Raw genomic sequence first — 15,657 nt, 5'->3', positions numbered from 1 at the left:
AAGATCTAAATGATCCCCTGATTCCGGGGCTTTTTGATTAATTGTTTAACTCGTCCCATTTTAACGGGACACTAATGGTTTCCTTTTATATGTAAAATGCCGGAAGCATGGATATTCACCCATCCTTCCGGCATTTGGGTTTCTGATTATACTTACAGATTATAACTTAGTCGGCCGGTATCGCCTTGATATAATCAGTCAAACTGCTATCCCATGAGTCCTTATATGTATCCACTTTGTCGGCCGGTACATATATCGATTCTAATGCCTCGCATCCGGTAAACCATGTATCTGAATACTGTGCCGGTACATCTGTCGCCGTACCAACCGTAACGCTCTTCAATGCCTTGCAATTCTTAAAGGCAGAGCCCCATATATTAATGATTCCTTCAGGAAGAATTATAGTTTCTATTGAAGTATTTTTATCTGTATCAGGTACGGAAGGGGTATTCATATAAAAGGCGTTGGAAGGAAATGCTTTAGTATAAGTAATTTCCGATAAGTCAATATTTACTACATCGGCAGTACTTTTCAAAGGATTTGTTATATTCGTAGCAAATGCAGCTGGAGCTAAAGCAGAAGCATCACCCGTAACCTTAACATTTTGAGTTCCGGGAGGAATCGTTATCGGCGTATTGGTAGAATAAGTAACAGTGGTCCAAGCTATTCCGGGAGTAGCTGTTGATGTAAATGTCGCTTCCTGAACAACCGATAACGTATTTCCGTCGGAAATCAGAAAAGCTACCGTTACACTTTCATCGCCTGACGGATAAGTAACAATCAATTTAGTATCAGCACCTATTCCCGTAACCTTTATCGTCCACCCTGCAGGAGTCTCGTCTACCTTTCTCATGATATGTCCGGCTCCAAGGGCAATCGGATATGTCACCTCGGTTCCGTTGGTGCCTTCATACGTTGCCGACAAAGCATCTTTCAGGTTCACCCACTTCACCAGTTCTTTCGTTGTATTGTCATTCAACGTAACAATCACCCTGCCGTTTTCTTCCTTCACCTCTTTAATAGGATGTGCACCTACTGCATTTTGGTCTACCGTCACCGTGGTTCCGCCAATTGTCAAATCGAATATTTCAGGATTACCGGCATTAGGCGTTAATGAAGCTCCGCCTCCTTCTGTCACATATACTTTCTTGCCTTCTATCTGTAAAGGCTCGCCGTTCATCGTCCAATAATAACCGTTATCGTCCTGTGCCACACCAACCGAAGCATCGCTTCCGCCACTGACCTCGCTGTCTTCATTATAGTACAACGTAATAGCATTAGCGTGCAGGAAAGAGATTTTATACCCTTGCGCACCATCCTTTTCCACTTTTTCCACATTGGTCACATAATCGGTAGCCGTAAGAATCCCTTGCAAAGAATTCAGTTGGTCTACAACCGTCTTCTGCCATTTCTCCAATGCGGAAATTCTTTCTTCCTGACCGTTCACCGCATCCCACAATCCATCATCATCGTAGCTACAGCTACCCAACACAGTTACTGCACACAACGTGCACAAAATAGTCTTAATCTTCATATTATTATTCTTTATAGGTTAATGTTCTTTCTTTTTTTCATTGTTATGTACATTAATACAAAATGAGGTCTTTACGATAAGGCATCTCATGATCCGTATAAGTATCGTCTATATAAAAACGCACCCAGTCTATTTCCATACGGGGAATCTTTATATCCGGATTCACTTTCAAGATATTCCGTGCAGCCTGATAGCTCATCACCATATCCGTTGCACCGAAATTCGGCTCTGCTTTGTGCAAAAACATCATCGTGATGATGTAATACAACCCTTCACTGTTTATACTGTAGGAGAACGGCCAGCGACCGCCATTCTGTTCTGTCATCGCTTTGGTCACCCGAAGCGTTTCTACACCGTTTGTCCCTATGGCAACGGTTTCATCGTCTATCCATTCTACCCAATAAATCTGGAATTCGTCTATAATAGTACCTCCGGTCTTGCCGCCCGAAGCCAATTCCGTGACAGCTTTGGTTGGATTATAAGCACCGGCACCGGTACTGGTCCCCGGCGTGGGAGCACCAAAATGGAAAGTTTGTTCCACCCCGCGCCTGTATGCCAAATTATTGTGTCGGCTATTATTCTCCATAACATCTATTTCTCCAAAATCAGGCCAGTTATTCCACTCGGCATTTCCACCCACCTGCTCATTGCCTTGCAGCCAGATACCGGGCAGCATACCGCTATTTTCCATACCGCGGATACGGGCACGGGTCTCAATGCGCATACCCGGATAAATACGGATATTGGAAGATGCCCATGCCGTACTATTGGCATTGCCGCGCATGAATTTACAAGAATAGAATGCAGATGTTCCATAATCCCATTCCTTACCCCCGTTACCGGATTTAGCCCTCTCTTTCAATGTCATCATACGCAAATAGCCTTCATCCATTACATAAGCATACTTAGCATTATCCACCGCACCTTGACTTTCTACCGCAGCAGTATTCTGGTCGGCAAAGCCAAACGGATATTCCTTACTGACATAATCGCCCATCGGACTGTCCTTCGTCGTGAGACAGGCATCAATCTTATGAAACTCATAAGCGCGGAAAAACTTCCATTTACCGTCGGGCAGCACATTGCCGCTGTTGGGGTGCGGGTCACCCTCTTTCATCACCACATAGTTCAGTTGTCCCCATTTCTTCACGGCATCTTCATTTTGAGGCGACACGAAGAGTTGGTCGGCATCCTCGTACAACCACCGTTCATCCCTTATCTTCGTATCCATACCCTTATGGATATCTATTCTGTGAATAATGATTTCATTTACCACCAACGGATAACGGCTTGCCACCGGAATCGTGGAGAACGTGAGCTTCAGATCTTCATCGGCAATGGTTTCCGTACTTTTTATCATCATAATAGCCTCACTCTCCACCGAACTCTCTCCGGCCGGAATCACCAATTGTTCGGGAAGGTTCTCAAGACGCCGGGCCACACCTTCCGCAGGCGTAATAACGATAGTAAGGTCGTCCTTCAATTTAGAATTGACGGAAGCTGTCAAAATAAAACTCTGTCCCTCTTTCACTGTATTATCCGCATTGTTTTTTATCATTACGCGCGAATAATGATAATCGCTCACGGTGAGCAGTTGCAAGGCATTCTCTACTCTATAGCCACGTGCAAAAGCCGATATTTCGACAGAATATTCTTTATTCAGCCCCTCTTTCACAAGTACCGGAATAGTCTTGCTCGTTTCTCCCTGCTTCATAACGACTTCGGTGGGAAAGCCTTCGAACAACAGGCGGTCTACCGCTCCTTTTTCCGTAGTGGCGCTCAGTTTAATGCTTACATCCTCATTCATCGCTTTCATACCTTCGTCCGTACCGGTGACATCAAAAGTAATCTCCAGCGTTTCACCCATCACCAAATCCGTACTATTAATGCTCATCCTCAGAGGTACGGGTTCAGGTAACGGCGCCATCTTCTCCTCCGAACAACCGGTAATGCCCAACACGGCAAACAACAATATGCAATATATATTCTTACTCTTTTTCATGGTCTGTTCTTTCTAAAATTAAATAACCGCATCATATTCTTACTCTTCTCCCCAACCGGGATTCTGCTTCATCTGCCTGTTCAACTTGAGTTCGCTGGGCGGAATAGGAAGCAGGTAATCACGACCGGCAACAAATTGGTAGCCATTGGGCAACAGTTCCTGCAAAGGATCCATCCATTGACTACCGTCGGTCAGTATGGTAGTAAGTTTCGATTGCTGCTCTTCGGTGAATGATTTATAAAGTACCGCATCCTTTCCCAAATAAGCGCCTCGTCCACGCTTATTGACAATAACTTTGGCGCCGCCCCAACGCATAAGGTCGTCCAACCGATAGCCCTGTAACGCCAGCTCCACACGGCGCTCGCGACGAATCTCCTGAAGAACGGGCGTCAACGCGTACCCATAGTCTGTGAAATTAGGATCGACAGTCACAGGCTTCACATACTTCACTCCGGCACGTTCGCGCAAAGGCTTCAGTGTTTTTTCCAGTACGGCATCATCGCACTTACCCAATTCTTCCGCTGCCTCAGCATAGCTCAACAACGCTTCGGCATAACGCATAATAACCAACCCAACTTCCGAATCTCCCTGCACATAGGTAGTATCCACTCCAAGTCGTATATGATATCCCGTCACGTTCTTGGCATTGCCGTCACTCGTCAGGAAAGGGGGATTGATACCTTTGGCATCGGAAGCTACATCCTGCACATTCAATGGTCTGGAGCCGGTGATAGTCGATTTGAATTTATAGCCGCTACTCATCACAGTTTCCGTAAGACGCAAATCGCGATTTTTGAAAGTTTCATTGAAATCCTTGAATTTTTCATCATTCGGGTCAACAGGTATTCCGTCTGCACTAAGATATGTATTTACCAATTCACCCGATACCCCGGCAGGACCGTTCTGGTCAACCACACCGCCGGCAAGTAATCCGCTCAAGGCATGAAACACACCTTCCGTAATAGAGTACTGTTTCCAAAAAATGGCTTCAGTGACATTGGAATAGTCTTTCTGATTGAAAAGACGTCCGTAAGCATCTCCCGGATTCACCACATCTTTATCCGTATCCCTGGTGTTCAGTTGCAATCCGCTGTTAAGCAACATATCGCCCCAACGCAGCACTTCATTGAAGAAGTACTCGGATTGGTCCGTATCGGCTGCAAAGGCATCGTTTTTGTGATATTTTTCCCAAGAACCCTCATAAAGCGCTACTTGCATGGCAAGCATCATAGCCGCCTCTTTTGAAATACGCAATCCTGCATATTTGCTACGGTCGAACAGTAAATCCTTCGCTTTATCCAAATCCTCAAGAATGAATTTTGCTACCTCGCTGCGGTCTTTTTGCGGAATCTGCAATCCGGCGATAGTAGCGTTCTCATCCCAAAAAGCATCCATCACGGGAATATCTCCGAACTTCTTCAGTTGCACAAAATGCCAATAGGCCCGCAAAAAGTAGGCTTCGCCAATCAGCGATTTAATCTCTTCCGTTTCCAGATTCTCGGGTACTTTATAGTAATGAAAGAAATAATTGACATTGCGCAGGTTCTTATAACCGGTTTCCCAAGCTTGATTACTGGAAAATACCGTTTCTTCGCCATTCAGGCGCCTATCGTAAATTTCGGACAGGATGTTATCGCTGTTTTTCTCTTCACCGCGCACTCCCATTCCGAATTTCTGCAAGGAAGGTAATGCCGTGTACAAGCCGTTGATATAGCCGCGTACCTGTGATTCGCCCGAAAGGAACGATTCATTATTCGGTGCAGTTATCGGTTCTCTGTCCAGGAAGTCGGAGCACGATGAAAACAGCGTGCTTGCTCCCATTAGTAATGCAATATATAAATAAGTTTTTTTCATACTCTTTATTCTGTTACCAATACTTAGTTAAAATGTGAAATCAATACCAAACACAAAGTTTCTGTTCATGGGATATACCTTACCGTTACCGTTCTCATTGGCAGCGGATGTCAGTCCCGGAGCCGTATCGTTGCTACCGCCCGCCCATGTATTCACCTGATTCAGAGTTTCCGGATCGAACGACTTGGGCAATGAGGTAATGGTAAACAAATTATCACAAGTAAAATAAAGACGTAAATTCTCCAGGCGCAATGCCTTGAGCATCTTCTTGTCGAATGTGTAGGATACCGTAAGGTTCTTCATACGCATATAAGCCGCATTCACCATATAACGAGTAGTATTATACCCGGCATTTACTCTGTAATCGTCTGTCTTCGGATCGGCCAGACGAGGCAGATAGGCATCGGGATTCTGCGGACTGAAATAATCCAGATGTTCCTTGAAGTAGTTCTTTCCGCCGAACAGATAAGTACTGCCCGCCAACGGGAAATCGCGTTTACCCACACCTTGGAACAAAGTAGAAACCTGGAAACCTTTGTAGCCCGCTTTCAGATTGATACCGAAAGAATATTTAGGAGTGGTGTTACCTATGATGCGTAAGTCGCCGTGGTCGTCCAACGTACCTTTTCCCGGATCCACTTTCCCGTCGCGATTGACATCGATATACTTCAAGTCACCTGCCTGCCACAGATTATCTGCCTTAAAGAAAGAGAGGTCCTTACTCTGAAGGTAATCGTCCACTTCCCGGTTGGTCATGAAAAGGTCGTCGGCCACGAATCCCCATATCTCGCCGATATCCATACCCTCATAATATCCTTTATTACGCGCCAAACCGGTATGATTATTATAAATGATACCTTCCGGATTATTATACTTGGTTACAACAGCCTTATAATCGAACAAATTAAAACCTATCCCATAGCTGAACCCGCATTTCAACTTATCCTGCCAGTTGACGGAAAGTTCCCAACCACGGTTACGCAAAGTGGCATTGTTTATCTTTGCACGGTCGTCCGGTACAATGCCGCTGACGGCAGGAATAGCTTCGGCCGGGCCAATCATATCTTTCGTCATGCGCTGATAAGCATCGAACGTTACGGAAAGACGGTCATCGAACAGCATCAAATCCAAACCGATATTGGCATTATCCACCTTTTCCCAAGTAATGTAGGGACTTATCATTTTCGGTGTAAGCGAAATGGTTCCTTTGGCGGGTTTATTGCCTGTACCCGGCAACAACCACGCATTCACGTTGTTCGGGTCGAGTGTCATCACGCCGAGATAATCATAAAGCCCCGCACCGTTTTGGTTGCCAAGACGACCATAGGACACACGTACTTTAAGCTGTGACACCGGCAGGTTAAGTTTGGTAAAATAAGGCGTACGTGAAATATCGTAGCCGGCAGAGAAAGATGGGAAAAATCCCCAACGATTGTCCGGAGCAAAACGGGATGATCCATCGTAACGTCCGCTGAACTCCAAGAAATAGATATTCCGGTAGTTCCAGTTAAGGCGGGCAAACATACCCATTGTAGCCCAATGCGACCGAGCTTCGGCTGCATAGGGAGTTCCATTGGCATTATCAAAAGAGTAAATATCCTCGCTCAACATACCGTCCTTATACATATACTCACTGGAGTTTTCCTGCAATTCCATCTGAAAGCCTGCCATCCCCTTGAAGAAATGATCGCCCCACTGACGGGTATAGGCACCGGTCACACTGGGCGAAAGATAGTAATTGAACACACTGCCGCGCGTCAGCGAACCGAACTGGGTATTCTGCCACTTCATACCGGGATAATGGTATCCCTGCTTATTGCCCGATACTTCCATTACAGAACCATTAGGCAACGCATAATTACCTTTACGCAACTCGAAACTATTGTTCTCTACGTCCAAACGGGCTTTCATCTCGCCCACAAACTCCAGTCCTTCCAGCGGAGTGATAATTGCAGAAAAAGACATTGCATCCGATACCCGATTCTGGCTATAGCCCGCCTTTTGCAGATAAAGTTGCTCGTTCCACGTAGGAGTGGAATACTCCGCCTGCTCGACAGGGAGTTTCGTGACACGGCTTGGCGACATATTAGCTATCGTTCCATAAAAAATAGTCTGGTTTGCCAAAGGTCGTTTCAAAAGACTCAACGACACATTATTATTGAAATTGAACTTCAGCCAATCTGTAGCACGTATGGAAAACTTAGTGTTCACATTATACTTCTCCAAATCATCCTGCACCTTATCCATCAAGCCTTCCTGGTAGATATAACCCAAACCTACATAATAAGAAGTCTTTTCCGAACCGCCCTGTATACTGATATTATGAGAATGGCGGATAGCACGGTCCTTGAAATAATAATCGAACCAGTCGGTATTGGCATACTGCGCATTATCGGCTGCCGCCCAACCGTCACCCGACTGATTGACATCTATACCGGGAAACTCGGCAGAATAAGGATTCTGCATAAAACCTTCCATTTTCTGAATAGTTGCATCGGAAATCTGATGAGAACGTCCCATACTCTCGTCCCGCAAATTGGAATACCTCGCCCATTCCAATGAGCTCATCATCTGCGGCATGTTAATGGGAGAGCTGAAACCAACGGAACCGCGATAGGTAACGCGCGCTTTCTCCTGTTTTCCGCTTTTAGTAGTCACCAGCACTACGCCATACGCAGCACGTGCACCGTAAACAGCAGCAGCCGAGGCATCTTTCAGTACACTGATACTTTCAATGTCGGCAGGGTTCACATTCTGCATACTCTGCTCGATGCCGTCCACCAATACATAGGGTTCGCCGCCGTTAATGGAACCGACACCGCGTATATTGAATTTTATTTCAGCGCCCGTCTCACCACCTACTCCATCGGCAGCGGCATCCGAAGCAAAATTCAGACCGGCAACATTTCCTTGCAGAGCACTGGTCAGGTCGGTTACCGGACGGCTGGTGATGGCTTCCGATTTCACAGTTGCCACAGCAGCGGTAATAGTATTACGCTTCTGCTTATCCATACCGACAACCACAACTTCCTCCAACAGTTCGGAGTCTTCTTTCAACGTATAGACATTACCGGTCAGCTTGGTAATCTTCACCTCCAACGGAGTATATCCTATATAAGATATAGTCAACATATCCCCCACTTTGCCGGCAACGGAAAACTCACCGTCCAAATTAGTAATGCCACCGGTAACTGTACCTCTAACGGAAACAGATGCGCCAATAATACTCTCGCCTTTATCGTCGAGAACGCGCCCCTGAATCATCTGTTGCTGTGCGGATACTCCTAAAGGAATCAACGTAAGGAGCAATAGAAAAACGAAACAAATCTTTTTCATAAGCAATTCTTCATAATATTAAATTTATAAGGTAATTCGGTTATCAGGTTTATGTCCTGTAAACCCACGGACAAATGTAAATCATGCCGTAAAAACAGATGTTCAATTATCACTATTTCTATTTCCAAATTTAACTAACATACATCTGTACATACCTGTAGAGCCTTTTTTAAGATTGCGCCAATGACTTTAGAGCAATACAAATCTGACATACCAACCAGTCATTGGAATGTGTGATATACCGAAAAACACACTCAAGTATAGAAACCGATATTTTGATTAATCAGTCATCACTCGTCACTTTTGCACTTAACCAACTGATAATGTACAAGTTGATTGGTGATGAGAAGCGTTATGACAAGTGACGACAAATACTTGGTCATCACCCTTTTTTTGCACTTTTCCACACCAATCACCTGTAATACAAGCATTTGACACTTATCGACAGAAAACTGATTATACCTTGTTTTCTTTGTTTTTTACCACATTTCATGCCGGTTATCTCCGGTACGGAATACAACAATGCCTTATATATAATACCGCAAAGCTTCATACATAATATCGCTATACCTGTTTCTTTTCCTCGTTTTGCAATTGGCAACCGAAGAGCCCGCAGTTGGCAACCGTACGGCCCGCAACCGGCAACCGGAGAGCCCGCAATTACAAAACGAGGTTTTGGTACATATACAAAGACAAAACGCATAAGAGAATATCCTGTTTAAAGCTATTGACGGCCTTATTTCTCCCGTTGCTTTCCGAAGACGAGAACAGGAAAAATTAAGAATTCGCTCAGAAACAACAAGATAATGTTATGGAAATAAGTTACTTTCTCATACCGGATATTTGGCACAATACTTTGTATTTCCAAAACAATAAACTACTTTTGCAGCAACCCCTTGAACTATCCTTATGAAAAAAAATCCAGTCTTCTTAATGATTTGCCTATTGTTATCCCTTCCTTTTAAGGCTACAGAAATGAAGCAGTATGCTTTCCAGCAAATCATCAATATCCAAAACGGCTTATCTTCCTCCGTACGATGCCTGACCGTGAGCCATGAAAAAGGATATGTGTGGGTAGGTACACGCACCGGCATAGGACGTTTTGACGGATACGAACTGAAAAAATACCTCCACGACAATATAACCCATCTGTTTGAAGATAACGAAAACAAAATCTGGGCTGTTACCGCCAAAGGCCTGTATTACTACAATGAATCGGATGATAATTTCCTGCAAGCGAAAGACAAAGAACAGCATCCACTTTCTGCCGCCTCTATCTGTCCATGGACAGACGGAGTTTTATTTGGCGGATACGGAAAGATTTATAAATACAACTATGCTGACCGGCAAACGGAACTGCTTTGCTCCCTGCAACCCGACAATCACTATAATATCACTACCTTGCGAAAATGGGACAAACACACACTGCTTGCCATAAACCGTTGGAAAAACGCATTACTGATTGACATACGGACAGGAAAGACACAACCCGCTCCCTTCAAAAGTGATGAGCTGACGGACTGCTTCATAGACTCTAAAGGTAATGTATGGACTGCCCCATACCACCAAGGCGTAAAATGCTACGATCGCAACGGAAAGCTTTTACATGCTTACCACACGATGAATTCGTCCATGAAAACCAACGTTGTACTATCCATTACGGAATGCGACGGACACATCTGGATAGGAACCGACGGTTACGGAATCTTCATATTAAATCCTGAAAACGAAGAAATGGTGTCATTGGAACATGTGCCGGGAAACCGTAACTCGTTACCGACAAACTCCATTCTCTGCCTATACAAGGATTTCAATAACAACATATGGGCAGGCAGCGTATGGGGTGGATTGATAAACATCAAGGAAACGGGTATGACAACCTATTCGGAGGCTTTACCCGGAATAGAATATGGTCTCAGCGGTCAAGTCGTATTAAGCATCTATCAGGACGAAGAACAAAAAATATGGATAGGCACGGACGGAGGCGGCATCAACAAGTTTAATCCCGATACCCGGAAATTCAATCATATACTACCGACATGGGGAGATAAAGTATCTTCAATAACCGGCATAGACAAAAGGCGACTGTTAATTTCATTATTCAGCAAAGGCATATTCTTTTTCGATAAGGAAACAGAGGAATATCAACCGCTGATTATAGTCAATGACAGTATCAACACATTACTATGCCAACGGGGGAAAAATGTCAATGTACTCCAAAATACACCGGAAACCGTATTATTGCTTTCCGAATCTCCATATAGCTATCATTTGACAAAGAAGAAATTCACTCCAATCGTCTCCGTTGGAAAAACAGCTATAGACGGTGTAATACAGCCGGTGTGCAATGACAGCACCCGCAGTTTCCTGCACGATCTCAAACATATATACCGATTGGACAGCCTTAACCGGCTTCTACCCATCCACACCTGCTACGAAGACACTGTGTTCAACTCTATTTCCCTCGATGAAAACGGACTCTTTTGGATAGGAAGCAACCACGGTTTAAGTTATTACTCTACCATAAGCAATAAGCGGACCTGTATCTCCAATGAATTAATCGACGAAATCAGCGCATTGATTTGTGACAAGCGGGGAAAAGTGTGGCTTGGAACCGAAGGCAAATTATTTGCTCATCTTATTGAAGAAAAAGAATTTATCCTTTACGGAGAGTCCGACGGCATCGTACTTAACGAATATTTGGAAAAGCCGCGACTACTATCCACGCAAGGAGATATTTATATGGGCGGCATCAACGGATTACTTCACATCAACAGGCAACTGCCCCAAGAGGAAAACAGTGATCCCGTTTTAAATTTGGCGGATGTATGGGTGGGCGGAGAACGAATGAATAACAATATCACCCACAGGCATCTGGAAGTCATAGAGTCAAACAAGCCTATATCTATCAAAATCATAGCCGGCAACAAGGATATCTTTCGAAAGCCGATGTTCCGTTTTACCGTACATGGACCGGACGGACAAATATCTTATTCCTACAAACCGGAACTGACATTGAACAACTTACCTATAGGAACATATCGAATATCGGCCTCATGCAGCACCCGAAGCGGAAGCTGGACCGGCGATTATCAGATATTAGAACTGTCGGTATCGCCGCCCTGGTACAAGTCGGGCTGGTTTAAGGCATGCTGCTTGGCATTGATTCTTTCTCTTGCAACGGGTATTATCTATTCGTTGTTGCGCCGCAATGCAAACAAACTGAAATGGGCAATGAAAGAGCATGAACAACAAGTGTATGAAGAAAAAGTCCGCTTTCTTATAAATATCAATCACGAACTGCGCACGCCTTTGACCCTGATACACGCCCCCTTAAAGCAATTATTGGAATCGCTCACTTCCGACGATTGTAAATATGAAACCATACAAAACATTTGCAAACAGTCCGACCGTATGAAGAAGTTATTAAACATGGTCTTGGACGTACGTAAAATGGAAGTAAAACAAAGTACACTAAATATTGAAAAAGTAGCGTTGAACGACTGGATAGAACAACTCATTGCAGATTTCAAACCGGAAGCAAGGAACAGAAACATCGACATCCGGTACAGGACCGACGCGGCGATTGACAGTTTGTGTTTTGACAAAGAAAAATGTACAACCGTACTAACCAATCTTTTAATCAATTCTCTTAAATACAGTCCCGACAATAGCCGGATTATGGTTTCTGCCGACTTATCGGATGATAAGAAGTGCGTACGAATCTCTGTTTCCGATCAAGGAATCGGTTTAAAGGAAGTAGACATAAACAGCTTGTTTACCCGTTTTTATCAAGGTAACAACAGTCGTCCCGGAACCGGTATCGGGTTGTCCTATTCCAAAATTCTTGCCGAGCAGCACGGTGGAAGCATAGGAGCTTATGACCACCAAGAATTTCCAGGAGCCACTTTCTGGTTTGAAATACCCCGTAATATCCAGTCCGGAGAAATCACGCTGCAACCTCACCCTTACCTCAACGAATTATTGGCTCCCACCCAAGAAGTGGAAAGTATTCCTGATGCCGGTGACAATCAGGAAAACACCAAAGAACATACGCTACTCATTGTAGATGACAATGTCGATTTGACCGACTATTTGCACAACACTCTAAAAAACAAATTCAAGAAGATATGGCTGGCTTTCAATGGTGAAGAAGCCTTGCACACCTGCCGGAAATACCAGCCCGACATTGTGGTGAGCGACATTCAGATGCCGCGAATGAACGGGTATGAACTGTGTAAACATATCAAAGAAGAACTTGAAATCAGTCATATCCCCGTCATATTACTTACAGCACGCAACGATGATGAGAGCCAACTCTTCGGATACAAGAACGGGGCGGATGCCTACCTCACCAAGCCTTTTGAAGTGAATATGCTTCACGGCGTGATACGCAGCCAATTAAAGAACCGTGAACGGATACGCGCGCGTTACACCGAAACAGGCTCATTGCCTGAGCCGAAAGAAAGCACTTTCAGCTCTGCGGATGAAGATTTCTTACACAAGCTAAATAAGTTAATATCAAACAACCTGGACAATGCTCAAATGGGAATACCGTTCCTCTACCAGGAACTGGGAGTCAGCCGCGCTTCACTCTATAACAAGTTGAAAGCCCTTACAGGCATGGGAGCCAATGATTATATCACTAAACTACGCATCGAGCGGGCTATTTTTCTGCTCACCAACAGCAAACTTAGCATTAATGAAATCTCCGAACAGACAGGATTCTCCACATCAAGATATTTCAGTACGGTATTCAAACAATATACAGGATATTCACCCACACAATACAAAGAAAAGCACTCATAAATACCCTATTTTTCTCCGTTGGAACGGCAGTTATAGAATGCAATTACAGCAGATAACTGCGCCAGTTCCCCACCAAACAAACAACATAACACATTGTTCATTTTCAATAGAATAAGTAATCAACAAGCTGTTGAAAACTTCTAAATAAGATTTTAGTTAAAACATTGTGGGGAATTGTGGGGAAATGTGTACTTTTACCGTCGCTTATTATAATAAGGTGAAAAATGATACGCTTTTTAGGCAATATTGAAGCAAAGACGGATACAAAGGGACGTGTATTTATCCCTGCCGGCTTTCGGAAACAGTTGCAGGCTGCTTCCGAGGAGAGACTCGTATTGCGTAAGGATGTATTTCAGGACTGCCTGATACTCTACCCCGAAAGCGTCTGGTTCAAAACGCAAAACCAACTCCGGCAGCGGCTGAACAAATGGAATGCGAAACACCAACAAATTTTCCGACAGTTTGTAAGCGATGCGGAAATCATGATTCCCGACGGGAACGGACGCATCCTGCTGCCTAAACGCTACTTGCAAATGGCAGGCATACAAAGTGAGGTACGCTTTATCGGCGTGGACAACACCATCGAAATATGGGCGAAAGAAAAGGCTGAACAGCCTTTCATGGACCCGGAAGAATTCAGCGAAGCGCTGCAAGATATTTTAGGAGAGGAAAACCTGGGAGAGGAAGAAGCAGAGACAAGCGATAAGAGCGTAGAGTAATAGAACGATTGTAATGAAAGAAAAATGAAAGAAGAAACAACATATCATATTCCGGTACTGTTGATGCCAAGCGTTGACGGAATGAATATCCGTCCGGACGGAACGTATGTAGACGTGACATTCGGCGGCGGTGGCCATTCCCGCGAGATACTCTCCCGCTTGGGCGACGGTGGAAGACTGCTTGGTTTCGACCAGGATGAAGATGCTGAACGGAACATCGTAAACGATCCGCACTTCACTTTTGTACGCAGCAACTTCCGGTATCTGCATAACTTCCTGCGTTATCATGGCATCGAGCAGGTAGATGCCGTACTCGCCGACCTCGGTGTGTCGTCACATCATTTCGACGATAGCGAACGGGGGTTCTCGTTCCGTTTTGACGGCGCCCTCGATATGCGGATGAACAAGCGTGCCGGACTCACAGCCGCCGACATCGTAAATACATACGATGAAGAACGCCTTGCCGACATTTTCTATTTGTATGGAGAATTGAAGAACAGTCGCAAGCTGGCATCCGTTATTGTCAAGGCACGTGCCGTTCAAAAGATTGGCACCATCGGGGAATTTCTGGAAATTATCAAGCCCCTCTTCGGACGTGAAAGGGAAAAGAAAGAGCTTGCCAAAGTGTTTCAGGCGTTGCGCATCGAAGTCAACCGGGAAATGGAAGCATTGAAAGAGATGTTATATGCAGCCACGGAAGCATTAAAGCCGGGTGGACGGCTGGTGGTAATCACCTATCATTCGCTGGAAGACCGCATGGTGAAAAACATCATGAAGACCGGCAACATAGAGGGCAAGGCGGAAAAAGACTTCTTCGGAAACGTACAGACGCCTTTCCGTCTGGTAAACAATAAAGTGATTGTTCCTGATAACGATGAAATAGAACGCAACCCGCGCTCGCGAAGCGCCAAGCTGAGGATTGCGGAAAAACTGTAAGAATGAGGGAAGCGATAAGGCTGTAAAGAGATAGAACGATGAATGAAACAAATAATAAACAAGAGGAGCAAAAAGGCGAAAAGGTGAAAAGACGGACTTCGCTAAAGAACATTATAGGCGGTGATATTCTGGCTACGGACTTTTTCCGCCGTCAGACGAAGCTGCTTGTCCTCATCATGGTTCTTATTCTGTTCTATATCCATAACCGTTACGCCTGCCAGCAGCAGATGATAGAGATAGACAAGCTCAAGAAAGAACTGATAGATATAAAATACGATGCCCTGACACGCAGTTCCGAACTGATGGAACGGAGCCGTCAATCGCGTATCGAGGAATACATCGCAACGAAAGAGAGCGATTTGCAGACTTCGACCAATCCGCCATACTTAATCAAATAAGTACGGATAATGGTAAGCAAACCGATAAACAAGTAAACTGTAATATAGTATAATAGTAAATCGAAACAA

General features: G+C 44.6%; 8 protein-coding genes. 4 read left to right on the top strand and 4 right to left on the bottom strand.

What is annotated here, in order from left to right; all coding sequences use genetic code 11:
- Positions 1-166 precede the first annotated feature (166 nt).
- Genes AB5903_RS05090 through AB5903_RS05075 form a run of 4 tightly spaced genes read right to left on the bottom strand, consistent with a single transcriptional unit; the run spans position 167 to position 8,726 of the window.
- Positions 167-1,534, bottom strand: a complete 1,368-nt coding sequence (locus tag AB5903_RS05090; RefSeq protein ID WP_016661093.1) for a PL29 family lyase N-terminal domain-containing protein — start codon at positions 1,532-1,534, stop codon at positions 167-169.
- A 52-nt stretch (positions 1,535-1,586) separates the two neighbouring features.
- Positions 1,587-3,536, bottom strand: coding sequence for a DUF5006 domain-containing protein (locus tag AB5903_RS05085; protein WP_272709902.1), 1,950 nt, complete (start codon positions 3,534-3,536; stop codon positions 1,587-1,589).
- Positions 3,537-3,575: 39 nt separating this feature from the next.
- Positions 3,576-5,390 carry a RagB/SusD family nutrient uptake outer membrane protein gene (locus AB5903_RS05080; RefSeq protein WP_005656112.1) on the bottom strand — a complete coding sequence of 605 codons (1,815 nt, stop codon included), beginning with the start codon at positions 5,388-5,390 and terminating at the stop codon, positions 3,576-3,578.
- A gap of 27 nt (positions 5,391-5,417) precedes the next feature.
- Positions 5,418-8,726, bottom strand: coding sequence for a TonB-dependent receptor (locus AB5903_RS05075; protein WP_005656111.1), 3,309 nt, complete (start codon positions 8,724-8,726; stop codon positions 5,418-5,420).
- Between the two features lie 909 nt (positions 8,727-9,635).
- Between AB5903_RS05075 and AB5903_RS05070 the strand changes: the two genes are divergently transcribed.
- The 4 genes from AB5903_RS05070 to AB5903_RS05055 all read left to right on the top strand — a co-directional run bounded on the left by AB5903_RS05070 (position 9,636) and on the right by AB5903_RS05055 (position 15,588).
- The gene (locus AB5903_RS05070) at positions 9,636-13,535 is read left to right on the top strand and encodes a response regulator (protein ID WP_368117681.1); all 3,900 of its coding nucleotides are present in this window, start codon (positions 9,636-9,638) and stop codon (positions 13,533-13,535) included.
- Between the two features lie 224 nt (positions 13,536-13,759).
- A complete protein-coding gene (mraZ, locus tag AB5903_RS05065; protein WP_005656104.1) occupies positions 13,760-14,254 on the top strand; it encodes a division/cell wall cluster transcriptional repressor MraZ in 495 nt (164 codons plus the stop codon).
- 24 nt (positions 14,255-14,278) lie between these two features.
- Positions 14,279-15,190, top strand: coding sequence for a 16S rRNA (cytosine(1402)-N(4))-methyltransferase RsmH (gene rsmH / locus AB5903_RS05060; protein ID WP_005656103.1), 912 nt, complete (start codon positions 14,279-14,281; stop codon positions 15,188-15,190).
- Positions 15,191-15,228: 38 nt separating this feature from the next.
- On the top strand, positions 15,229-15,588 hold the full coding sequence (locus AB5903_RS05055) for an FtsL-like putative cell division protein (RefSeq protein WP_005656102.1): 360 nt from the start codon (positions 15,229-15,231) through the stop codon (positions 15,586-15,588).
- Positions 15,589-15,657 lie beyond the last annotated feature (69 nt).

The sequence above is a fragment of the Bacteroides sp. 2201st1_D9_2201SCRN_220225 genome (genome assembly GCF_040928965.1).
Taxonomy (GTDB): Bacteria; Bacteroidota; Bacteroidia; order Bacteroidales; family Bacteroidaceae; genus Bacteroides; species Bacteroides stercoris.
The sequence above is the reverse complement of the archived record's forward strand: the minus strand, read 5'-3'. Positions and strand labels throughout refer to the sequence as shown.